General features: G+C 57.8%; 23 protein-coding genes, 1 tRNA gene and 1 pseudogene. 5 read left to right on the top strand and 20 right to left on the bottom strand.

All coding sequences use genetic code 11. The features are described 5' to 3' along the window. Positions 1–316: 316 nt before the first annotated feature. Both ACSYTG_RS04585 and ACSYTG_RS04580 read left to right on the top strand, forming a co-directional pair. Positions 317–781, top strand: a complete 465-nt coding sequence (locus ACSYTG_RS04585; protein ID WP_086645466.1) for a Ros/MucR family transcriptional regulator — start codon at positions 317–319, stop codon at positions 779–781. Between the two features lie 153 nt (positions 782–934). Next, a complete protein-coding gene (locus ACSYTG_RS04580) occupies positions 935–1,225 on the top strand; it encodes an integration host factor subunit beta (protein WP_086645467.1) in 291 nt (96 codons plus the stop codon). 12 nt (positions 1,226–1,237) lie between these two features. Here ACSYTG_RS04580 and ACSYTG_RS04575 read toward each other — a convergent pair whose 3' ends face one another. Both ACSYTG_RS04575 and murJ read right to left on the bottom strand, forming a co-directional pair. Further along, positions 1,238–2,512 carry a UdgX family uracil-DNA binding protein gene (locus ACSYTG_RS04575; protein WP_489783005.1) on the bottom strand — a complete coding sequence of 425 codons (1,275 nt, stop codon included), beginning with the start codon at positions 2,510–2,512 and terminating at the stop codon, positions 1,238–1,240. A gap of 15 nt (positions 2,513–2,527) precedes the next feature. After that, on the bottom strand, positions 2,528–4,078 hold the full coding sequence (gene murJ / locus ACSYTG_RS04570; RefSeq protein ID WP_489783006.1) for a murein biosynthesis integral membrane protein MurJ: 1,551 nt from the start codon (positions 4,076–4,078) through the stop codon (positions 2,528–2,530). 206 nt (positions 4,079–4,284) lie between these two features. Between murJ and ACSYTG_RS04565 the strand changes: the two genes are divergently transcribed. Further along, positions 4,285–5,403 (top strand): AI-2E family transporter, encoded by a 1,119-nt coding sequence (locus tag ACSYTG_RS04565; protein WP_086645470.1) that lies wholly within the window; start codon positions 4,285–4,287, stop codon positions 5,401–5,403. Positions 5,404–5,464: 61 nt separating this feature from the next. Here ACSYTG_RS04565 and ACSYTG_RS04560 read toward each other — a convergent pair. From ACSYTG_RS04560 to ACSYTG_RS04530, 7 genes and pseudogenes are all read right to left on the bottom strand, one after another. Continuing rightward, positions 5,465–5,538 (bottom strand) — tRNA-Pro (locus ACSYTG_RS04560). Positions 5,539–5,897: 359 nt separating this feature from the next. Next, a pseudogene (locus ACSYTG_RS04555) lies at positions 5,898–6,137 on the bottom strand (MerR family transcriptional regulator); the annotation flags it as partial. Positions 6,138–6,207: 70 nt separating this feature from the next. Continuing rightward, complete coding sequence (locus ACSYTG_RS04550) at positions 6,208–6,525, bottom strand: integration host factor subunit alpha (RefSeq protein WP_086645471.1); 318 nt, start codon at positions 6,523–6,525, stop codon at positions 6,208–6,210. Positions 6,526–6,598: 73 nt separating this feature from the next. Continuing rightward, positions 6,599–7,567 (bottom strand): beta-ketoacyl-ACP synthase III, encoded by a 969-nt coding sequence (locus ACSYTG_RS04545; protein WP_086645472.1) that lies wholly within the window; start codon positions 7,565–7,567, stop codon positions 6,599–6,601. 72 nt (positions 7,568–7,639) lie between these two features. Beyond that, the gene (gene plsX, locus ACSYTG_RS04540; protein WP_086645672.1) at positions 7,640–8,746 is read right to left on the bottom strand and encodes a phosphate acyltransferase PlsX; all 1,107 of its coding nucleotides are present in this window, start codon (positions 8,744–8,746) and stop codon (positions 7,640–7,642) included. A gap of 85 nt (positions 8,747–8,831) precedes the next feature. Continuing rightward, complete coding sequence (rpmF, locus tag ACSYTG_RS04535) at positions 8,832–9,035, bottom strand: 50S ribosomal protein L32 (RefSeq protein WP_048852785.1); 204 nt, start codon at positions 9,033–9,035, stop codon at positions 8,832–8,834. Between the two features lie 170 nt (positions 9,036–9,205). Next, positions 9,206–9,760, bottom strand: a complete 555-nt coding sequence (locus ACSYTG_RS04530; RefSeq protein WP_489783007.1) for a DUF177 domain-containing protein — start codon at positions 9,758–9,760, stop codon at positions 9,206–9,208. Positions 9,761–10,016: 256 nt separating this feature from the next. Here ACSYTG_RS04530 and ACSYTG_RS04525 point away from each other — a divergent pair, with 256 nt between their 5' ends. Further along, a complete protein-coding gene (locus tag ACSYTG_RS04525) occupies positions 10,017–10,577 on the top strand; it encodes an outer membrane protein assembly factor BamE (RefSeq protein ID WP_086645474.1) in 561 nt (186 codons plus the stop codon). A 25-nt stretch (positions 10,578–10,602) separates the two neighbouring features. Here ACSYTG_RS04525 and ACSYTG_RS04520 read toward each other — a convergent pair whose 3' ends face one another. From ACSYTG_RS04520 to def, 5 genes are read right to left on the bottom strand one after another with little or no spacing between them, the layout of a single operon-like run. Continuing rightward, on the bottom strand, positions 10,603–11,985 hold the full coding sequence (locus ACSYTG_RS04520; RefSeq protein ID WP_086645673.1) for an ATP-binding protein: 1,383 nt from the start codon (positions 11,983–11,985) through the stop codon (positions 10,603–10,605). Positions 11,986–11,993: 8 nt separating this feature from the next. Then, positions 11,994–12,716, bottom strand: a complete 723-nt coding sequence (locus ACSYTG_RS04515) for a response regulator (RefSeq protein WP_086645475.1) — start codon at positions 12,714–12,716, stop codon at positions 11,994–11,996. 1 nt (position 12,717) lies between these two features. After that, complete coding sequence (locus tag ACSYTG_RS04510; RefSeq protein ID WP_489783110.1) at positions 12,718–13,230, bottom strand: MarR family winged helix-turn-helix transcriptional regulator; 513 nt, start codon at positions 13,228–13,230, stop codon at positions 12,718–12,720. Between the two features lie 14 nt (positions 13,231–13,244). Further along, positions 13,245–13,910: a rpsU-divergently transcribed protein gene (locus ACSYTG_RS04505; protein WP_489783008.1), complete on the bottom strand. Its 666-nt coding sequence runs from the start codon at positions 13,908–13,910 to the stop codon at positions 13,245–13,247. Beyond that, positions 13,907–14,437 carry a peptide deformylase gene (def, locus tag ACSYTG_RS04500; protein ID WP_489783009.1) on the bottom strand — a complete coding sequence of 177 codons (531 nt, stop codon included), beginning with the start codon at positions 14,435–14,437 and terminating at the stop codon, positions 13,907–13,909. Before def ends, ACSYTG_RS04505 begins: the two co-directional genes overlap by 4 nt. 215 nt (positions 14,438–14,652) lie before the next feature. Here def and rpsU point away from each other — a divergent pair, with 215 nt between their 5' ends. After that, a complete protein-coding gene (rpsU, locus tag ACSYTG_RS04495) occupies positions 14,653–14,856 on the top strand; it encodes a 30S ribosomal protein S21 (RefSeq protein ID WP_003623949.1) in 204 nt (67 codons plus the stop codon). A gap of 159 nt (positions 14,857–15,015) precedes the next feature. Here rpsU and leuB read toward each other — a convergent pair whose 3' ends face one another. The 6 genes from leuB to rimM all read right to left on the bottom strand — a co-directional run bounded on the left by leuB (position 15,016) and on the right by rimM (position 20,024). Next, positions 15,016–16,140: a 3-isopropylmalate dehydrogenase gene (leuB, locus tag ACSYTG_RS04490; RefSeq protein ID WP_086645477.1), complete on the bottom strand. Its 1,125-nt coding sequence runs from the start codon at positions 16,138–16,140 to the stop codon at positions 15,016–15,018. A 23-nt stretch (positions 16,141–16,163) separates the two neighbouring features. After that, positions 16,164–16,787, bottom strand: coding sequence for a 3-isopropylmalate dehydratase small subunit (leuD, locus tag ACSYTG_RS04485; RefSeq protein WP_165925416.1), 624 nt, complete (start codon positions 16,785–16,787; stop codon positions 16,164–16,166). Beyond that, the gene (leuC, locus tag ACSYTG_RS04480; RefSeq protein WP_086645676.1) at positions 16,787–18,190 is read right to left on the bottom strand and encodes a 3-isopropylmalate dehydratase large subunit; all 1,404 of its coding nucleotides are present in this window, start codon (positions 18,188–18,190) and stop codon (positions 16,787–16,789) included. The genes leuD and leuC overlap by 1 nt, the downstream gene beginning before the upstream one ends. Positions 18,191–18,337: 147 nt before the next feature. Next, the gene (rplS, locus tag ACSYTG_RS04475) at positions 18,338–18,724 is read right to left on the bottom strand and encodes a 50S ribosomal protein L19 (protein WP_086645479.1); all 387 of its coding nucleotides are present in this window, start codon (positions 18,722–18,724) and stop codon (positions 18,338–18,340) included. Further along, on the bottom strand, positions 18,721–19,488 hold the full coding sequence (gene trmD / locus ACSYTG_RS04470; RefSeq protein WP_086645480.1) for a tRNA (guanosine(37)-N1)-methyltransferase TrmD: 768 nt from the start codon (positions 19,486–19,488) through the stop codon (positions 18,721–18,723). The genes rplS and trmD overlap by 4 nt, the downstream gene beginning before the upstream one ends. Continuing rightward, complete coding sequence (gene rimM / locus ACSYTG_RS04465) at positions 19,485–20,024, bottom strand: ribosome maturation factor RimM (RefSeq protein ID WP_253528789.1); 540 nt, start codon at positions 20,022–20,024, stop codon at positions 19,485–19,487. The genes trmD and rimM overlap by 4 nt, the downstream gene beginning before the upstream one ends. Between the last annotated feature and the right edge of the window lie 2 nt (positions 20,025–20,026).

Raw genomic sequence — 20,026 nt, 5'->3', positions numbered from 1 at the left:
ATCCTGCGAATGCGGTCGTTATCAGAAATATTATAATATTATCAATCAAACTTCATAAAACACCAAGACAACCACCAGAACCCGAGCGCAGGACAAAGCCGCTCTGCACACCTGTATAATCATTGAGTATTATTAAACAAAATATTACGAATAATTTATACGAATTCCTTCAAATACTAAAAAAATCAATCGGGCATTCCAACATTTTATACCAGACGGGCCTTATTTTTGCTTTTTTGTATATTGGTAGTTCACAACGATTAAATAATTGAGTATGGTTCTTATTATTCACACTGAATTTTTAATTAGGCCTGTCATGAGTGAGATCCAGAACTATTCGCCTCTCCTAGATCTTGTATCCGAGATCGTGTCTGCACACGTCTCCAACAACCCGACGGACCCTGCTGTCATTCCGGTTTTGATCAAGGACGTTTTTCAGGCTCTCAAAACGGCTGACCAGCCGCAGAGCGAACCGGAAAAACTGCAGCCAGCCGTTCCTGTCAAACGCTCGGTCTTCCCTGACTATATCGTTTGCCTCGAAGACGGCAAAAAGCTGAAGATGCTCAAGCGTCATCTTCAGAGCGCATATGGCATGTCCCCCGAGCAGTACCGTGAACGCTGGAACCTGCCTGCGGACTACCCCATGGTTGCCCCCAACTATGCAGAACGTCGTTCCACGCTGGCACGGGAAATCGGCCTTGGCCGCAAAATCCACGCCGCTGGTGATGAAGACGATACGTCTGGCCGTGCAAAGCGCGGTAAAAAGGCAGCAACCGCCTAAGATAATCCCGAATGCTACGGCGGTCTGGCCCTGTGCCCTGACCGTCACGCATTTTTTATCTTGACGCTCAGCCATAGAGAACGGAATGCTTGCATCTGTCTGGCACAGATTCAGTCAGACCTTAATTCTCTACCCTATTCGGCAGGGGGCTCAATGACGCGGTCTGAACTTATTGCCATTCTTATAGAGAAAAACCCGCACCTACAGCTTAGAGAGGCTACGCTGCTGGTGAATACGGTTTTTGGTGGCATTACAAGCAGCCTGGCAGCAGGCAACCGCGTTGAGCTGCGTGGGTTTGGCGCTTTTTCCGTCAAGGAAAGGGAGCCACGCCTGGGCCGCAACCCCAAGACCGGGGAACAGGTCAAGGTCAGCAAAAAGCTGGTTCCTTTTTTCAAAACAGGCAAAGAGCTTCACCAACGCCTGAATAAAGCGGATGCGGGCTAACCCCTCCCCTTTTTATCCTCCTTCTGCGTTCCTGTGCTGCATCATATAGTCGGCCGCCAGTCGCAAATCTTCTACAAAATGAGCATATTCGCGCTGTTTGCTGTCCTCATCACGCAACCGTAGCAGATAGGACGGGTGAACCGTTACCAGCCCCTGTGTCTGATTTTCCAGCGGGAACAGGCGTGAACGGGTGCGGGAGATTGTAACGGGTTGTTGCAGCACGCTCTGCGCGGCCGTTGCCCCCAACATTACCAGCAATGCCGGGCGAACAAGCCGGCGCTCCGCATTCAGCCACTCATGGCAGGCAGCTACATGCTCGGCTTCGGGCTTATGATGCAGGCGGCGGGTACCGTTCCACGTGAAATGGAAATGTTTGACGGCGTTGGTCACGTAAATCTGATCACGGTGCAACCCGGCATCCTGCAAGGCGCGGTCCAGAAGCTGGCCCGCTGGCCCCACAAAAGGCCGCCCCTGCAGGTCCTCCTGATCCCCCGGCTGTTCCCCCACAAACATAATGGGGGCATGCTCTGGTCCTTCGCCAAAAACCGTGCGGGAAGCAGGCTGCCATAGCGCACAGGCGCGGCAATCCATTGCACGGGCTGCCAGCATGGCAAGGTTGGAGGCTTCTTCCACATCCTTACGCTGCGGGGGCAAAACGCTCAGGCCATACCCCTGCCAGATGCCTGTACCATCGGCCTGCCATTGCACTGCGGCATCGTCACCCTGCGTATCTGTTCCCGCAGCAAAGCGTATGCCTCCGGCCCATTCCATCCGCCGGTACGGGGCTACAACCCGCCACGGCCTTACATTCCGCTCCATGCAGTAATGGGAGTTGGCTTCCAGAATATAATGCTCTGGCGTGCAATGCAGTGCGTCACTCGTTCCCTGCGCCGTAAACGCGGAAAAAACTTCACGAAAATGCAGCGTATCTGCCCTGACAGCCGCCAAGGCCTGCCGGAGCCATAGTAGGTCTGGGTCAGTCGTATCTGTTAATGCCAGTCCGGCATACGTAAGGCGATAAACAATACGGTAAAGTATTGTAAACCGTTCGGGATCATGCGCCTGCAATGCTTGGGCCAGCACACCCACAAAACGGCGGGAAAGGTTAAGGCCTTGCGGGGGCTCTGGTGGGCTTTGCGCAGGCTCGGCAGACCACGCAGCCTCCTGCCCTGCCTGAGCTACCTGCCAGAAGATGGATTCCGGCAACACCCCAGCGCGCACAAAATGGCTGCTCGCCTTACGCCAAGTTGCAAAATCGACCTGATGCGCAAGAACAACCTCTGGCATGCGCCACTCCCCTGCTTACCCCATCTTGCGCCGCAGCCGCCCCCGTATGCGCACAACCACATCGGACAGGTTAACCACACCAAGAGCATGCAGGAGCGCTGCATAAAACACAGCGCCCCCCACAACCATACCAACCAGCCAGAGTGCCCGGGTCACAAAAATTGCGGGCAGAGAGACAAAACTTTCAAGCCCCAGCAGGCCCAGCCCCATAAGCAGAGCCGCAACACCAACCCGCCCCATATGGGATAAGGTTGAATCGTACACGAGCAACGCGTTTTTACGCAGCAGCAGCACCACCAAAAAAGCAACATTCACGCAGGCGGTCACGCTACTGGCCAGCGGCGGCCCCATATGTGCCAGAGGCTTCATAAACAGCAGGTTGAGAATAAAATTGAGTACAAGCACCCCAACCCCAACGTAAACGGGGGTGCGGGTATCGCCCCGTGCAAAAAATGCAGGGGAGAGAACTTTAACCAGAATAAAAGCGGGTAGCCCCACCGCGTAAGCCCGTAAGGACTGGGCGGATAACAGCGCATCATGCTCGGTAAAAGAGCCATGCCCGAACAGCACAATCATGATCGGGCCAGCCAGAACCAGCAGCCCGGCAACGGCAGGCAGGGTCAGCAGCACGACATATTCAATGGAACGGTTCTGGGCCGTGTGCGCGCCCTGTATATCCCCGGCACTCAGATGCCTCGTGAGCACAGGCAGTAGCGTTGTTCCGGCGGCGGCCCCCAGCACACCAAGCGGTAACTGGTTGATCCGGTCTGCAAAATACATGAGCGACACACTGCCTGCGGGCAGCAGGGTGCCAATAATGGTATCTACCGTTAAATTGATCTGGCCAACGCCGCTCCCAATCAGGCCCGGCACCATGCGGCGCAGCAAAAGACGGATACGCGGCGTTAACTGGGGCCATAGCGGCATAAGACCGAACTCGGCTTTTTCGCACGCCCATGCCAGCAAGCCCAACTGCACCACGCCAGAGGCCGTAACCCCCCATGCCGCAGCATAGGCAACGCTGGGGAAAAAGGGAGAAGCCCCGACAATAGCCAGAATACCCACCACGTTGAACGCCAGATAGGCAGCAGACGCCACACCAAAGCGGTGCAGGCCATTCAGCACCCCAGCCAGCAATGCCGCAGCGCAAATCATGACCAGATAGGGAAAGGTAATGCGGCTCAGGCTGACCGCCAGATCATAACGGTCCCCATTTTGCAGGAAACCCGGCGCTATCACCCGTAGCACCTGCGGCATGAATACTTCGCCCAGCACGCACAAAAACACCAGCCACGCCAGCATGACCCCAAGCGCACGGCGGGCAAACAGGCGTGCCTCGTCCCGCCCGTCCTGCACCATAACTTTCGAGAACATGGGCACGAAGGCGGCATTAAACGCCCCCTCCCCAAACAGACGGCGGAACATGTTGGGCAGGCGAAACGCAACCTGATAAGCATCCTGCAACGGCCCGGCCCCCATAAAGGCCGCCAGAAGCTGGTCGCGTATCAATCCAAGAATGCGGCTGAGCATGGTCCAGCCACCAACCGTCAGAAAATTTCTGAGCATGGGGTATCCGCTTCAATGTGCAGGCAGGCAGCGGAACACTAGAGATAAATTCAGAAAAAGATACTGCCAATCCGCCCCATTCCGGGCTGTGTGCATACTCCGTGCCCCCTCGCGCGCTGTATTATTCACCCACAACACAGTATGCTGTGTACAGCACGGAAAGAGCGCTCTGTATTAAGCAGAATTTTTGGAAAGACACCTCGCGCATGCCCAATACGCCTCCATCTTCGTTAGTGCCTGCTCACCAGCGTTGCGGCCTTATCAAGGCCAGCCAGCGCTCCAAGCGGGGACAGGAAATGGCACGCAGTCTGCTTGCGCTCTTTATTGTGGCCGTAGCCCTTTACACCATACAGGGTTTTCTACCCGCCCTGGCCTGGGGTGGCGTGTTTGCCATTGCCACATGGCCCCTTTACAGCCGTGCATGCCGTATGTGGCCCAATGCAGCGCGTGGCACGCTGTTACCGTTACTGTTTACGGTTGTTATGGCGCTGCTCTTTGTTATCCCGCTAACACTGATCACGCTTGAAGCCATTGGAGAAGCCCAGAGTGCGCTGGAATGGCTGGATCATGCCCGTAAATTTGGCGTTCCCGTGCCTGATGTTATCCAGCAGTTACCCGTAGGTGCTGCAAGCATTGCGCATCTGTGGGAAACGCACCTGTCCAACCCGCGCGATGTTTCCGGCCTGCTGGGCGCTCTGGACAATAAAGGGGTTATGGTCACACGTGCCCTTGGCAGCCAGATCGCACACAGGGGCACACTGTTCTGCTTTTCCATTCTCACCCTGTTTTTTCTGTACAAGGACGGGGTTTCCGTCATTCGTCAGTGCCGCGTTGCATCCTGCCGGGCTTTCGGCCGCAGGGGGGAAAGCATTGCACGCCAGATTGTTGCCTCCATCCATGGTTCCGTGCAGGGGCTTGTTCTGGTGGGAATTGGTGAAGGCCTGCTCATGGGCCTTGTCTATCTTTTTGCCCATGCACCACACCCAGCCCTGTTTGGGGTTATTACTGCCGTAGCAGCCATGATCCCTTTTTGCGCCATGATCGCAATTGGGCTGGTTTCGCTCCTGATTCTGGTTTCAGGCGCGTCGGTGGCTGCCATTGTCACATTCTGCATTGGGGCCACGGTTATTTTTGTGGCTGACCACTTTGTACGCCCGACCCTGATTGGCGGCACAACAAAGCTCCCCTTCCTGTGGGTGCTGCTTGGTATTCTGGGTGGAGCAGAAATGTGGGGGTTGATCGGCCTGTTTATTGGGCCTGCCGCAATGGCCGCACTCAACCTGATCTGGCAGCGCTGGGCATACGGAAACAATGCAGAAGTCTGAAAAGACTTTTGCATTTCCCCCCGAAGGTGGGGTTATTTAGCAATTTCATTTGGAAAAAATATCGGGCAGGCGGGATTCGAACCCACGACCCCCAGTCCCCCAGACTGATGCGCTACCAGACTGCGCTACTGCCCGTTAAGTGTGAGTGGTGTTTAGCAATACCTTGCGAAGAGCACAACCCACTCTACTCGTTATTTTTATCTTTTTTTCAATCAGACCAAAATCTTGCGCCGGATGGCTTCCAGCTCCACCAGAACATCGGCCAGATCCGAGCGCAGGCGTACGTTTTGCCCCATAACCTGCACCAATGCCTGTTCCAGCCCAGCCTCTACCGCTGCGGGCAGTTCGGCCACAACGGCTTCTACCTGCTGGTAGCCTGCAACCAATGGTGCATTCTGTATTTGAGCATCTTCCGCCAGTGCGGCTTCCGCCACGCTGTTTTCGTCTGGCCTGACAGTTTCCACGGGTTGGGGGGCGGTTGTCTGTAATGCGTCCCCTTCCTGCAACAGGCGCTGCACACCTTTTACAGTATAGCCCTGATTATAGAGCAGGTCCGCAATACGGGCGAGGAGGTGCACATCTTCCGGCCTGTAATACCGCCGCCCACCACCTCTTTTTAAGGGACGGACCTGATGGAACTGAGTCTCCCACAACCGCAGGGTATGCTGGGGCACATGCAGCTCGTCCGCCACTTCACTAATTGTGCGGAAAGCGTGAGGGCCTTTTTCGAAAGAACCCGACTCCGACACATCCATATCGGCATCAGACACGTCAGGCGCGGCGTCATTGTGGGGGAATGTGCCATCAATCGTCATAATCGACTCCCGGCTCTGCCTCCTCATGGTTGACTTCCGCCCGCAGCAGCTGGCTGGAACGGAACACCAGAACGGAGCGGGGAAGAATAGGCACTTCCTCCCCGGTTTTGGGGTTACGCCCGCAGCGCTGCCCCTTTTTTCGGACTGAGAACGTGCCAAAACCGCTGATTTTGACACTTTCGCCTCGTTCGAGCGCCTGCATGACTGTCTCCAGAACATCTTCTAGGAGCACAGACGACTCTTTACGAGACAACCCTACCTGCTGATAGATCTGCTCTATCAAAGATGCACGTGTGACAGTTTCCATGCGCAGAAAGGTAACACGCCTGTGCGGCGCGTCAATTCATTCACAATGATGTCACTTGTCTGTTATCGCCAGATCACAGACGGACCAGCACCGAACCCCATGTCAGCCCGCCGCCCAGTGCTTCCATCAGCACCAGTTCACCTTTTTGAATCCGGCCATCCCGCACGGCTTCATCCAGTGCCAGAGGAATGGAGGCAGCAGAGGTATTGGCGTGCCGGTCAACGGTCACAACTACGCGATCAGCCGGAAGTGCAAGCTTTTTGGCCACGCCTTCAATAATCCGGATATTGGCCTGATGCGGCACAAGCCAGTCCACATCCGCGTAGGTCAGCCCTTCGGCTTCCAGAGCTTCATCCACGGAAGACGACAGCTTGGCCACGGCATGGCGGAACACGTCACGCCCGCTCATTTTCAAATGTCCGGTTTTATCGGGCTGCCCCACGGCGCCATCCACATACAGCAGGTCGCCTGTTGTGCCATCGGAATGCAGATGGGTGGACAGAATACCGCGCGCATCGGATTCGCTCTCTGATGCAGACAAGACAACAGCCCCGGCACCATCCCCGAACAGGACGCATGTACCGCGGTCTTCCCAATCCACAATGCGGGAATAAACCTCGCTCCCGATCACCAGGGCATTACGCACCTGCCCGGAACGGATAAAGGAATCCGCAGTTGCCAGAGCAAAAATAAAACCGGAACAGGCTGCTGCAACGTCAAAGCCAAACCCGTGGGTCATGCCCAAAGCAGCCTGAATCCGAACTGCCGTTGCGGGAAAAGCCTGATCAGGGGTGGATGTTGCGACCAGAACAACATCAATATCATCAGCGCTCAGGCCCGCATAATCCAGCGCCCTGCGAGCGGCTTCCGCCCCCATGCTGGTTGCGCTGTCATCGGGGCCAGCAATATGGCGGCGGGTAATACCGGTACGGGTTCTGATCCAGTCATCCGATGTCGCAAGCCGGGTTGCCAGCTCTTCGTTCGTGACAACTCTTTCTGGCAGAAATCCACCAAAACCTACCAGAAGCGAACGTTTCGCCATGACCGTTCTTTCATTATCCGCCAGCGCAGGCAGCTCAAAGGCTTACACGCGCAACACATTCGTCCCGTTTACTCAGGTCACCGGGAGGGCTGGTTCACATTCCTCCTCCGTCTGCGGGCGCATCAACAGCGCCCCCATATGAGAAAGACGCTCACGAATGCTTTCGTTAAAACCATGCGTGACCATATCCATGGCCACATCGACTGCGGCGGCAAAGCCCTCGGCATCTGTGCCGCCATGGGATTTTACCACCACACCGTTCAGGCCCACAAAAACAGCGCCATTATAACGGCGTGGGTCCAGCCACTCCTTCATCCGCTCCAGACCGGGGCGAACAAGCAGGTAGCCAAGGCGGGAGATGATCCCACGCTGGAAAACACGGCGCAAAAGGGTGGTGGCCATTTTAAGCACACCCTCGCCGGTTTTAAGCGCAACATTTCCGGTAAACCCGTCAGTTACAACCACATCCGTGGTGCCTGCGGTAATATCATGCCCTTCCACAAAACCGTGGAACTGGGCAGCCAGAGGACTCTCACGCAGGGTTTCAGCCGCCACGCGCAGTTTTTCGTCCCCTTTGAGTTCTTCCGCGCCAATATTGAGCAGGCCAATGGTTGGTGCGGGCAACCCCAGAACAGATTTGGCAAAGGCTTCGCCCATAACGGCGAACTCGACCAGATTACGCCAGTCGCACGCAACATTGGCGCCAAGGTCAAGCATGACCACGTCGCCCTTGATGGTGGGACTGATGGCCGCCATGGCCGGGCGGGAAATACCCGGCAGGGTTTTGACCACAATCTTGGCCAGAGCCAGCATGGCACCACTGTTACCGGCGGACACAACCCCCTGGGCACGTCCACTGGCTACGGCGTCCATGGCAAGCCGCATGGAGGACTGACGCATCCGCAAAGCGGATGTTGGCTTCATGTCCATGGAGACAGACACATCCGTATGCCACACCGTGCATATGGACGCAGCCTTGGGATACTTCGCCAGCAAAGGCAGCAGGCGCGCCTCATCCCCGATCAGCAGCACCTTGATATTGCGGTGCCGTTCGGCAGCAATGGCAAGCCCGGCAACAACCACTTCTGGAGCCCCATCGCCCCCCATTCCGTCCACGGCGAGGTTGAACACCTCGTTAGGGTCGGAAGGAAAACTTTCTGGAATCTCGGTCTTGCTCATGCCTGCTTCTCTGCCATGCCGCAGATGCCTTACCCCCATTACCCCGCGTGCTACGGATGCAGCACGCGTTTTCACGCCTGAAAAATCAGGCGCGAACGGCGACCTTGAGTGCCTTGCCTGCGGCAATCACTTCACGGCCGTCGTAATGACCGCAGTGACTGCAGACATTGTGAGGACGCTTCAGTTCGCCACAGTTGGAGCATTCAGCATGAGCTTCTGCACGCAGAGCTTCATGGCTGCGACGCATGCCACGACGTGAAGGCGAGGTTTTCTTTTTGGGTACAGCCATAAGCCCAGCCCCTTCTCATAAAAATGGTTAGAACAACACGCCCGGTCACGCGTTAACGCAGCCAGACGCCAAAACAGGTTTATCACCAGCACTGAGCCGCGGCCTCTAGCAGACAGCAAGCGTTTTCGCAAGCAATCCTACAAGAAAACCCCACACCCACACTTGGGCAATTACGCGTTTCCGCCCCGCCAGCGAGCCAGACCAGCAAAAGGACTGGCCTTTTTCTCAGGCTCTTCCTCAAGACCGTGTTGTTCAGCCTCATCCTCATCCATGATCAGGCCGGAAGGGAGAACAACATCCGGCGCATGCGGATAAGGCTCCAGATCCAGAGCAAACTGTTCAACAACAGCCTCGCCCAGATCAACGTCCTGCCCCTCATACGGAATTTCATCAATCGCGTCCATATCCGGCGCGTCGCCTTCCACAAACTGGCTGGCCGGAACAAAGCGGACAACGAACGATCCCGCCATCATATCCTCAAACGCCTCCATGCTCACAACACAGGTCTGCGTAAAACGGACAGCCAGCGCGCCTTCGGCCGTCACAACACCGCGCCCGTCATCCTTGAGCCGGTAACGGCAGCGCAGCAGGGCCACATCCTGCAGGCCCAGACGCCGGGCCACTTTTTTACACTCATCCGGCGTGGCTTCCACGGTCATATCCGTTCCCAGCATTCCGATTCGGCGCACGGCCAGAGGGCGATAGAATTCTGGCTTTTCGGTCATGGAAGTCTCCTGAAGTAACGCTGAAACAAGCAGGCGGGATGCGCTCGGGACAAAGCTTTCTGACCACCGCCTGAACAATCTACCACACAAGCGGAACTTTATGGAGTAATGTCCGGGCCTGAGCCGCATAAAGCGTGCTCTTTTTGCCATTCAGCAATTGACGCCCCGCGAGTGTTGGGGCATCGGACAGACATGGCCGTTGCCAGTTGGATGACGATCATGGATCACAATCTTACGCTTGGGACACCCTGACCAGATGACGCCGCCACGCAAGAACAAGACATCGCGCCTTAAAAGTGCCTGTGGGGCACTCGCCACGGTTCTTGTGCTGTCCGGCTGTCAGGCTTTTGGCCCTACCCCCACGCCCAGAGGCTCCCTGCTTGAGCCTGAAGAATACAGCCAGCTTGAACCCGGCACCAGCACCCGTGCAGACGCCATTGACCTGATGGGCTCCCCCACCACCAAGGGCGCGTTTGACGATAATATCTGGATCTACATTTCCATGACCACCCATCTGGTGCCCATGGATTTCCCAGGTGTGATGAAGCAGGACCTTGTTGTGCTCAAGTTCAACAGCGCAGGCACGCTGGAAAGCATGCGCACGCTCAACATCAAGGACGCCAAACACGTGGCCATGATCAACGAGATCACGCCAACGCCGGGCACCAAGATTAACGCGCTCCAGCAGATTCTGGGCAATGTGGGCCGTTATAACCCCATGCAGAACATGATGGGCTCAGGCGCTGCGGGCGGACAGGGCGGAATGTTCAACAACAGTTCCGGCCCCGGTCACTTCGGTTCGGGTAACTCGCTGTAAAATACCTTTTCCCGGCGGCACGTTGCTAGTTTGGTAGATACAGCCGGACGCGCAGCCCGCCTTCTGGCGCCTGTTCCAGCGCCATTTCCCCCCCATGTGCACGAATAATATCGCGCGCGATGGTCAGGCCCAGCCCGGTGCCACCATCCTGCCCGCTCTCGAACGCACGTAGCACCTGGGCACGACGGTCTGGCGGAATACCCGGCCCGTCATCATCCACCAGAATACTCACCCCACCGCCTACGCGGCGCGCACTCAGCACCACGCTTGCGTCGTGCCTGCGGGCGTTATCAAACAGGTTACCTAAGGCACGGCGCATGGCATCGGGGCGCATATGCGCACGCAAACCCGGCTCCACCACAAGTGCACGAATATGCACACTTGCCCGCCGGGCTGCGGCCACCACATCCTCCAGAAACGGCAGCATCTCGACCTGCTGGACGCTCTCCGACCCTTCCCCCCGCGCGAAGGAAAGATAGCTGTCGATCATGTGTTCCATTTCGGCAATGTCGCCGATCATTTCATCAATATCTTCGGTCATGGCCTTGGCGCATATGCTGCCTTCACGCGGCATCATGGCCAGAGACAGCCGCAGGCGGGTCAGTGGGGTACGCAAATCGTGCGAAACCCCCGCCAGAACGCCCGTACGCTGCGCCACAAAGCGGGTTATCCTGTCCTGCATGCGGTTAAAGGCCACGGCAGCCTTACGCACCTCCTGCGCGCCTGCGGGGCGAATAGGGCCAATATCGCGCCCCATACCAAACTGCTCCGCCGCCTGAGCCAGTTGCCGGATGGCGCGCACCTGATTGCGCATGAACAGGCCCGCAATAATGAACAGCAAAAACGTGCTGCCCACGGTCCATGCCACAAACAGCCAGATTTGCCCCATATCCAGCCGTTTGCGCGGGGTATCTATTTCCAGCACGCCATCGGGAAGCTGGATGTAAATACGCACCGCATGGTGAAAATGCCGCCATTTGACAAAGAACGGGTAGTCAATGGCCTCCCGCAGCGCATGCACAAGGTCATCATCCATAGGGCCCAGAACATGGGTGGACCCCACGCGGGAGAGTTTTTCCCCCGGTCGCCAGATTTCTATGAGCTGGAGCTGCTCACGCGCCTGCGCAACAAACCATTCCTTGTCCGCCGGGTTTTTAAGCCGTTCCAGCGCGTTAAGGGACAAAACAATTTCCGCCGTGACAGACCCGGTCAACCGCCGGGATACTACCTTGAGGAAATTGCCGTAATAAAGCTCAAGCGCGATTCCCTGCGTGATCAGCAGCGGGAACAGAACAATCAGCAAAGAACGCCCAAGCAGGGAGCGCGGCAACATGCGCCTGACCGATTTTTCCACCTTGAGCGCGGGCCACCCCCCACGTGGGAAAAGGCGGAATCCCTTGCGGCCCATCATACGCCCTATAAACCCGGCTTAAGCACATATCCGCGCCCGCGCACCGTATGCAAAAAGCGCGGCTCACGCGGGTCTGGTTCTATGCAACGGCGCAGGCGTGTTACCTGCACATCAACCGCGCGCTCGCCAATTTCGGTCATATCCATGGCCTTGGCGATGTCCTCGCGCGTGAAGGTTTCATTGGGTCTGCGGGCCAGAACGCACAGCAGGGCCGCCTCCCCCCCGGTCAGGTGGATATTGCCATCCGGCCCGCTGAGCAGAAGCCTGACCGGATCGAACTCCTTGTCCCCCAGCCGGACAATCCGCAGGTTGTCTGTTGGCGGTGGGGGCTGATGCCGGCGGAGATGCGCCTTGAGCCGCAACAAAAGCTCGCGCGGTTCAAAAGGTTTCCCCAGGTAATCATCCGCTCCCGCTTCCAGCCCGGTAATGCGGTCCTCCGGCTCCCCGCGCGCGGTCAGGAGCAGAATGGGCAGGTCCTGCCCGGCATCCCGCAGGGATCGGGTTAATTCCAGCCCGTTCTCCCCCGGCATGGTCACGTCCAGCACTAGCGCATCGGGCTGAATACCTTCCAGCGTGTGCCGTGCCTCGGTCGCATTGGCGGCAACACTCACGCGGAACCCATGCTCAAACAGGTAACGCTGCAACAGCCGACGCAGACGCGGGTCGTCATCCACCACCATTACGTGGGCGGCCACATCTCCTTCGGCGGTTGTTATCTGCTCAGACATGTTAACGCCCTTCCCTTCGCCCTACACTCTCTTCGCTTAGCAAGGCACGACTATGCTCGGACAGCATACCATTGATAACACGGCGGAAACCCTCCACCGCAGCGCCCCCGGCCTCGCGGTAGGCAGCAACAAGCCTTTGCCGGATAACGGCAAACAGACGGGCCTCAGCGGCTTTGCCAGTCGGGCTTAAAAACAGCAGCTTCTGCCGCCTGTCCTGCCGCCCGGCTTTGCTTTGCAGGTATGCCCGCGCATCCAGCTCGTGCAGTGTGCGCCCAAGGCTTTGCTTGGTCACACCCAGAATGTCCTGCAACCGACTAACAGGAATACCCGGACTAAACGCCAGCACCTGCAACACACGGTAATGCGCGCGGCCCAACCCATCCTCCTCCAGCACGGGGGCCACAGCCTCGGCCATGTCCCGCGCGGCCAAAAACATGAGGGTTTGTGCCAGTCTTAAACTTTCTTCACGCAAAAAGAGCAGGTCTGAGCCTGCGCGCTCATGGGGAGGTGGCATGACCATGCGTGTGTTTACCCTGCGGCTGGTGCCGGGGTGCCTGCCTGTACGCCAAAGCGGGCCTTAAGGCGGCCTATGCGCAGCACATCGGCCAGACGCCTGTCTACAAACGCTTCGAATGCTGCTTCATCCTGCCCACGGCTCAGCCAGAACAGAAAGACCGAGGCATACAGCCCGCCCAGAGTCAGCCGTTTGCTCACATAGGTCAGGCCTGTCGCATCGTCCTGCGCAGCCTGCCATATGGCATTAACCGTGCGCAGCCATGCGCGGCGGAAAGCCTTTTGTCCCCCGCAGGATAAAAAGACACGCATCCCCCGCAGGGCAGCCGTGCGGCGCTGCTCATCGGGCGGAAGACGTAGCAGAATAGCCTGACGCACCCGCTGGCTCAGCCGGGGTTCCTGCGTGTCCTGCATGGCGTCCACCATGGCGCGGTCACACAGATCGGACCAGGCTTCCACCATTTCCACCACCCCTGCGGGAAAAAGCAGGTCTGCATCGGCCCCCGCCACGGATCTGAGCGTGGCCATGCTCCACCCGCGCTCCCCGGCAACGGATGCCAGCTTGCGCAAGGCGGCATCCCGGTCCGTATCCCGCTCCATGGGGGCGGGCATAACGCCCGCAGCCAGTGTTGCCACCGCCAAAGACAAGGCCTGTTCCATTTTTCCCGGCAGCATGCTCATGCCTGTATCCCATACCGTGTGATTTCCGCCTCAAAACCAAAGCGGGCCATATCCTTCATACGCATGGGATAGAGGATTCCGTCCAGATGATCCATTTCATGCTGCATGACATTGGCGCAAAAGCCCGAGGCTATGCCCTCCACCCGCGCGCCGTGCTCGTCCCAGCCACTATAGCGCACACGGCGGTAACGCGGCACCTCCCCCCTGAAGCCGGGAATGGACAGGCATCCTTCAAGCCGCGGCATCATATCCGGCCCATCCGGTTCGATAACTGGGTTAATCAGGGCCTGTACCGGGCGGGGCGGGTCATCCTCCCCTTCGCTGCGCGTTGTGGGTACCGAATACAGGAACAGCCGGAGCGGTACATGCACCTGCGGTGCTGCCAGACCCACACCGCCACTTTCGGTCAGGGTTTCTCGCATATTCTGCAGCAGTTCCCTGATCTGGGGATTACTGATATCTTCCACCTCAACCGCGCGTTGCAGCAGAACCGGGTGGCCCATACGGGCAATAGCAAGAACCGACATGCTTTTTGTTGTCCTGTTTTTTTGCACATCCACAATAAAACACACGGAAGTGCGGGTCTGATACGCAAGAACGAATTGTATCTTGTCTTAAGGCCGTGTTATAGAGACCGCCAACAGTGGAATCGGCAGCCCGGAAGGGTAACGCAGATCTCCTTCCATAATGGCTTCCCAAAAACCGGTTTGCCGGATTTTTTTGAACAGGGGTTAGTGACCAAGTGCACGTTCTAGTCCGTGACAACAATGTCGATCAGGCTCTTAAAGCGCTCAAGAAAAAAATGCAGCGCGAAGGCATCTTCCGTGAAATGAAACTGCGTCGGCACTTTGAAAAGCCGTCCGAACGCAAAGCGCGTGAAGCGGCAGAAGCCGTACGTCGCGCACGCAAAATGGAACGGAAGCGTCTGGAACGCGAAGGCTTCTAAGCCAGCCTCCTCCTGTTTTGCAGGCATTAAAGGTCGGTTGCCCCACGGGTTCCGGCCTTTTTGTTTGCCCGGACGCAAGCCAGAGCCTGCTTGAAGCTACAAACAAAAAAGCCGCCCACAGTGCTGTGGGCGGCTTTTTTGTTGGCGTATGCTCCAGCTTTAGCTGTTCTGGAGCTTGTCCAGTTCGCGCACAATGGCTTCGCCCATAACGGACGTACCAACGCGGGCCATGCCTTCTGCCATAATATCCGCCGTACGCAGACCACTGGCCAGAACGTTGGAAACTGCCTGCTCGATCATATCCGCTTCGGTCTGGAGGTTAAGCGAATACCGCAGCAGCATGGCAAACGAGAGAATCTGGGCAATCGGGTTGGCAATACCCTGCCCTGCAATGTCAGGCGCGCTACCATGGATGGGCTCATACAGCGCCGGGCGACGACCATCGGCCTGTTCCGCCCCCAGAGTGGCAGATGGCAGCATGCCAAGGCTACCTGTCAGCATGGAGGCAAGGTCGGACAGAATATCGCCAAACAGGTTGCCGGTTACCAGCACGTCAAACTGACGCGGGTTGCGCACCAGCTGCATGGCGCAGTTGTCGGCCAGCATGTGCGACAGCGTCACATCGGGGAACTCGCGGGCGTGCACATCGGTCACGACCTCTTTCCACAGCAGGCCGCTTTCCATCACGTTGCATTTTTCCACCGAGCACACGCGGTTATCGCGCTTGCGGGCCAGATCAAACGCAACGCGGGCCACGCGCTGGATTTCCGACGTGGTGTAAACCTCGGTGTTAATGCCGCGCTTGGAGCCATCGGGCAGGGTTTCGATCCCGCGCGGGTCACCAAAGTAAATGCCGCCCACGGTTTCACGCACGATCATAATATCCAGACCACGCACAACATCGGGCTTGAGCGTGCTGCTATCGACCAGCGCATCAAACACCTTGGCGGGACGCAGATTGGCAAACAGCCCCAGTTCCTGCCGAAGCTTGAGAATGGCGACTTCCGGCCGCTTGTCAAAGCTGACATGCCCCCATTTGGGGTCCCCCACCGAGCCGAACAGAACAGCATCGGCAGCCCAGGCCTTCTCGATCACCTCATCACGGATCGGCACGCCGTATTCCGCCAGAGAGGCACCACCCACAAGGTCTTCGGTCAGTTCAAATGTCAGGCCGCGCTTTTTTTCCAGCCATGCAATAATCCGGCCGACTTCGCGCACAACTTCGGGGCCGATCCCATCTCCGGGCAGGACAAGAAGTTTAACGGGCTGCTTGGGGTCTGTCATCGCGGTGCTCCGTAGGGATCTGTTCAGTCAAAATGAATGGTGGGCAGCCAGGATTTATCCCGGTCCTGCCGTTTTTCGTATGTTGTAATCGTTGCTTCGTGCTTGAGAGTCTGGCCGATGTCATCCAGCCCTTCGAGCAGGAGATGCTTGCGGAAGGCATCAATCTCGAACGGGACTTCTTCCCCATTGGGGCGAATAACAACCTGACGCGGCAGGTCCACCGTCAGGCGGGCATTGCTGCCCATCTGTGCGTCCCCCATCAGCTCATCACACACCTCACGCGGGAGGCGGATGGGCAGAATGCCGTTCTTGAAGCAGTTGTTGAAGAAAATATCGGCAAAAGAGGGCGCAATAACGCAGCGGATACCAAAATCCAGCAAAGCCCACGGCGCATGCTCGCGCGAGGAACCACACCCCAGATTGTCATACGTGATCAGGATTTCGGCTTTGCGCCAGGGCTGCTGATTGAGCACAAAATCCGGATTTTCGGCACCATCGGGCAGGTAACGCATGGCATCAAACGCGTGCTTGCCAAGGCCGGTACGCTGGGTGGTTTTCAAAAACCGCGCCGGAATAATCTTGTCCGTGTCAATATTGGCCTGCGGCAGAGCCGCTGCAATGGCGGACAGCGTGACGAACTTTTCCATTATGCCAGTTCCCTCACATCGGTCAGGCAGCCCGTGACCGCAGCAGCCGCAGCCATGGCGGGAGAAAGCAGATGTGTGCGCCCACCCGGCCCCTGCCGTCCTTCAAAATTACGGTTGGAGGTGGATGCGCAACGCTGGCCGGGGGTCAGGCGGTCGGGGTTCATGCCAAGGCACATGGAGCACCCGGCCTCACGCCATTCAAAACCTGCATCCAGAAAAATACGGTCCAGCCCTTCTTCCTCAGCCTGCCGTTTGACGTTACCCGAACCGGGAACAATCATGGCGCGCACGCCCGGAGCAACCTTGCGCCCGGCGGCAACCTGAGCAGCCATACGCAGATCCTCGATCCGGCTGTTGGTGCATGAGCCAATAAAGACCACATCCACCGGCGTACCAGCAATTTTCTGTCCGGCTTCAAGGCCCATATAGTCCAGCATGCGCTGCAACTGGGCTTTTACGGCCTCGTCGGTTTCCTGTGCCGGGTCGGGCACGGTATCGGTAATGGCCAGAACTGTTTCGGGGCTTGTGCCCCATGTCAGGGTCGGGCCTATGTCCTCAGCGCGCAGGGTTACTTCGCGGTCAAAATGCGCACCGTCGTCCGATGCAAGGGTTTTCCAGTAGGCAACGGCTTGCTCAAACCCTTCACCCTTGGGGGCAAACGGGCGGTTGCGCACGTACTCGAACGTGGTCTCATCCGGGGCAACAAGCCCTGCGCGGGCACCGGCCTCGATCGCCATGTTGCAGATGGTCATGCGGCCTGCCATATCCAGCCCACGAATGGCGGACCCGGCAAATTCGATCACATGCCCCGTGCCACCGGCGGTGCCGATATGCCCGATAATGGCCAGCATGATGTCCTTGGCGGAAACACCCGCTCCGGGGGTTCCTTCCACATTGACACGCATGTTTTTGGCAGGGCGCTGCAGAATGGTCTGCGTGGCCATGACATGTTCAACTTCGGACGTGCCAATACCAAACGCCAGCGAGCCAAGTGCTCCATGCGTGGAGGTATGCGAATCACCGCACACAATGGTCATACCCGGCAGGGAAATCCCCTGCTCCGGCCCAACCACATGCACAATCCCCTGATTGGCAGACAGAAGCGGAAAATAGGGAACGCCAAATTCCTTGACGTTACGCTCGAGCGTTTCAATCTGGTTGCGGCTGTCCGCTTCCTCGATCGGCTGGCTCCGGTCGGATGTGGGCACGTTGTGGTCCACAACAGCCACGGTTCTTTCCGGGTGGCGCAGCTTGCGCCCGGCCAGACGCAGGCCTTCGAACGCCTGCGGACTGGTCACCTCATGAACGAGGTGGCGGTCGATATAAAGAATGGAGGTGCCGTCCGGAAGGGTTTCCACGACATGATCATCCCAGATCTTGTCGAACAACGTACGCGCAGCCATGCGCATCCTCCTTACCTTTATATCCGTGTGAACAGCCTTGAATGAGCGCTGCACACACCCTGTTTTATCACAAAGACCCGACTGGCCACAGGCCAGTCGGGTTCACACAAGCCATGTCTGGCGTCGTGCCCAAAAGCCTTGTGGCTTTTAGCCTGCTGCTGCCGGAGCAACAACTTCACGCGGGCGTTCTGCAATACGTGCAGACTTGCCGCTACGGCCACGCAGGTAATACAGCTTTGCGCGACGCACCTTACCACGACGCACGACCTTGATTTCGGCCACAGTCGGAGCATACAGCGGGAACACACGTTCCACGCCTTCACCGTTGGAGATCTTGCGCACGGTGAAGTTGCTGTTCAGGCCCTTGTTGGAACGGGCGATCACAACGCCTTCAAACGCCTGAAGACGAACGCGCTCGCCTTCCTTGACCTGCACGGAAACACGCACGGTGTCACCGGCATCAAATACGGGCACTGCGCGCGCAGCGGTCAGACGTTCAATTTCGGCAGCTTCGTACTGCTGGATAATGTTCATGTCGGTATCCTTCTCAAACCCCTAAGGTCTGCCTGTGCGGCCCCGCCCACAGCTGCAGTCCTGTTTTCATTCTTGCGAGCCAGCCAGGCAGACCACAGATCCGGCCTTCTTTCCCGCGTTGTCTCTTCAGCCTTAGCCTGCCGCCACTGCGCTATGGCAGCATGGTTACCCGAAAGCAGAACCTCGGGTACCTCATGCCCATCCCATACAGCCGGGCGGGTATAATGTGGGTATTCGAGCAGCCCGTCGGAAAAACTTTCCTCCACACCGCTCTGTTCACTCCCCATTACACCGGGGAGCAGACGAACACACGCATCCAGCAGAACCAGAGCTGCAGTTTCCCCACCCGAGAGAACATAATCCCCGATGGAAACCTGCTCGACACCCCTCGCCTGCAAAAAGCGCTCGTCCACCCCTTCAAACCGGCCACACAGCAGCATAACGCCTGGACCTGCCGCGTAACGCCGTACATCCGCCTGTGTAAGCGGACGCCCCCGTGGCGTAAGATACACACACGGAATATTGGCGTCAGCCTGCGTTGCGGCAAGTGCCGCATCGGCCACGTCCGGGCGGATAACCATACCTGCGCCACCACCAAACGGCGTATCATCAACAGCACGATGGCGACCAAGACCATGCTCACGCAGGTCTTCGGTACGGCAGGACCACACCCCGTTCTCCAGCGCACGCCCCGCGAGGGACTGCCCCAAAGGCCCCGGAAACATTTCCGGGAAGAGTGTTACAACGGTGGCCTGCCAGCTCATGCTGGCGCCCCCGCCTGCCGCTTGCCAACACCACGCCCTTCTTCCCCCGAAACTTCATCGGGACGAACAATGGTTATGGTACGCTCATCCAGCCTGACCTCAGGCACACAGGCCTTGGTAAAGGGAACAAGCGAGCCATCACCCAGTTCAAGGCTGGCACCGGCACCGTAATCGTGAACCATGAGGACGCGCCCCAGAGAAAGACCTTTTTCAAACGCTTCCATGCCGATCAGGTCAGCATGGTAGAATTCTTCTTCCTCTGGCTCCGGCAGGCAGGAGCGCGGCACATACAGGCGGGTATTCACCAGCGCCTGTGCCGCAGTCCGATCCGCCAGTGGCTTGCCATCTGCGTCTTTAAGCTCGGCAACGCTATCCGCACCGCACCAGCGCAAGGACCATTTACGCCCCTGCGCATCCTGCAGAACCGCATAATCCTCCAGCGTTGCGGCATCCGCCGCATAGGAATGCACGCGCACAAGGCCGCGCACTCCATGCGGTTTACCCACAACACCAACAAGGATCAGGTCAGGCTGCATAG

The organism is Acetobacter sp. ESL1128 (assembly GCF_058505085.1).
This window is presented reverse-complemented; position numbering and strand designations above follow the sequence as displayed.

Excerpts from the sequence above, each read along its gene's own strand:
- ACSYTG_RS04585 (WP_086645466.1), top strand. The coding sequence starts at position 317 with ATGAGTGAGATCCAGAACTATTCGCCTCTCCTAGATCTTGTATCCGAG.
- ACSYTG_RS04580 (WP_086645467.1), top strand. The coding sequence starts at position 935 with ATGACGCGGTCTGAACTTATTGCCATTCTTATAGAGAAAAACCCGCAC.
- ACSYTG_RS04575 (WP_489783005.1), bottom strand. The coding sequence starts at position 2,512 with ATGCCAGAGGTTGTTCTTGCGCATCAGGTCGATTTTGCAACTTGGCGT.
- murJ (WP_489783006.1), bottom strand. The coding sequence starts at position 4,078 with ATGCTCAGAAATTTTCTGACGGTTGGTGGCTGGACCATGCTCAGCCGC.
- ACSYTG_RS04565 (WP_086645470.1), top strand. The coding sequence starts at position 4,285 with ATGCCCAATACGCCTCCATCTTCGTTAGTGCCTGCTCACCAGCGTTGC.
- ACSYTG_RS04550 (WP_086645471.1), bottom strand. The coding sequence starts at position 6,525 with ATGGAAACTGTCACACGTGCATCTTTGATAGAGCAGATCTATCAGCAG.
- ACSYTG_RS04545 (WP_086645472.1), bottom strand. The coding sequence starts at position 7,567 with ATGGCGAAACGTTCGCTTCTGGTAGGTTTTGGTGGATTTCTGCCAGAA.
- plsX (WP_086645672.1), bottom strand. The coding sequence starts at position 8,746 with ATGAGCAAGACCGAGATTCCAGAAAGTTTTCCTTCCGACCCTAACGAG.
- rpmF (WP_048852785.1), bottom strand. The coding sequence starts at position 9,035 with ATGGCTGTACCCAAAAAGAAAACCTCGCCTTCACGTCGTGGCATGCGT.
- ACSYTG_RS04530 (WP_489783007.1), bottom strand. The coding sequence starts at position 9,760 with ATGACCGAAAAGCCAGAATTCTATCGCCCTCTGGCCGTGCGCCGAATC.
- ACSYTG_RS04525 (WP_086645474.1), top strand. The coding sequence starts at position 10,017 with ATGACGCCGCCACGCAAGAACAAGACATCGCGCCTTAAAAGTGCCTGT.
- ACSYTG_RS04520 (WP_086645673.1), bottom strand. The coding sequence starts at position 11,985 with ATGGGCCGCAAGGGATTCCGCCTTTTCCCACGTGGGGGGTGGCCCGCG.
- ACSYTG_RS04515 (WP_086645475.1), bottom strand. The coding sequence starts at position 12,716 with ATGTCTGAGCAGATAACAACCGCCGAAGGAGATGTGGCCGCCCACGTA.
- ACSYTG_RS04510 (WP_489783110.1), bottom strand. The coding sequence starts at position 13,230 with ATGCCACCTCCCCATGAGCGCGCAGGCTCAGACCTGCTCTTTTTGCGT.
- ACSYTG_RS04505 (WP_489783008.1), bottom strand. The coding sequence starts at position 13,910 with ATGAGCATGCTGCCGGGAAAAATGGAACAGGCCTTGTCTTTGGCGGTG.
- def (WP_489783009.1), bottom strand. The coding sequence starts at position 14,437 with ATGTCGGTTCTTGCTATTGCCCGTATGGGCCACCCGGTTCTGCTGCAA.
- leuB (WP_086645477.1), bottom strand. The coding sequence starts at position 16,140 with ATGACAGACCCCAAGCAGCCCGTTAAACTTCTTGTCCTGCCCGGAGAT.
- leuD (WP_165925416.1), bottom strand. The coding sequence starts at position 16,787 with ATGGAAAAGTTCGTCACGCTGTCCGCCATTGCAGCGGCTCTGCCGCAG.
- leuC (WP_086645676.1), bottom strand. The coding sequence starts at position 18,190 with ATGGCTGCGCGTACGTTGTTCGACAAGATCTGGGATGATCATGTCGTG.
- rplS (WP_086645479.1), bottom strand. The coding sequence starts at position 18,724 with ATGAACATTATCCAGCAGTACGAAGCTGCCGAAATTGAACGTCTGACC.
- trmD (WP_086645480.1), bottom strand. The coding sequence starts at position 19,488 with ATGAGCTGGCAGGCCACCGTTGTAACACTCTTCCCGGAAATGTTTCCG.
- rimM (WP_253528789.1), bottom strand. The coding sequence starts at position 20,024 with ATGCAGCCTGACCTGATCCTTGTTGGTGTTGTGGGTAAACCGCATGGA.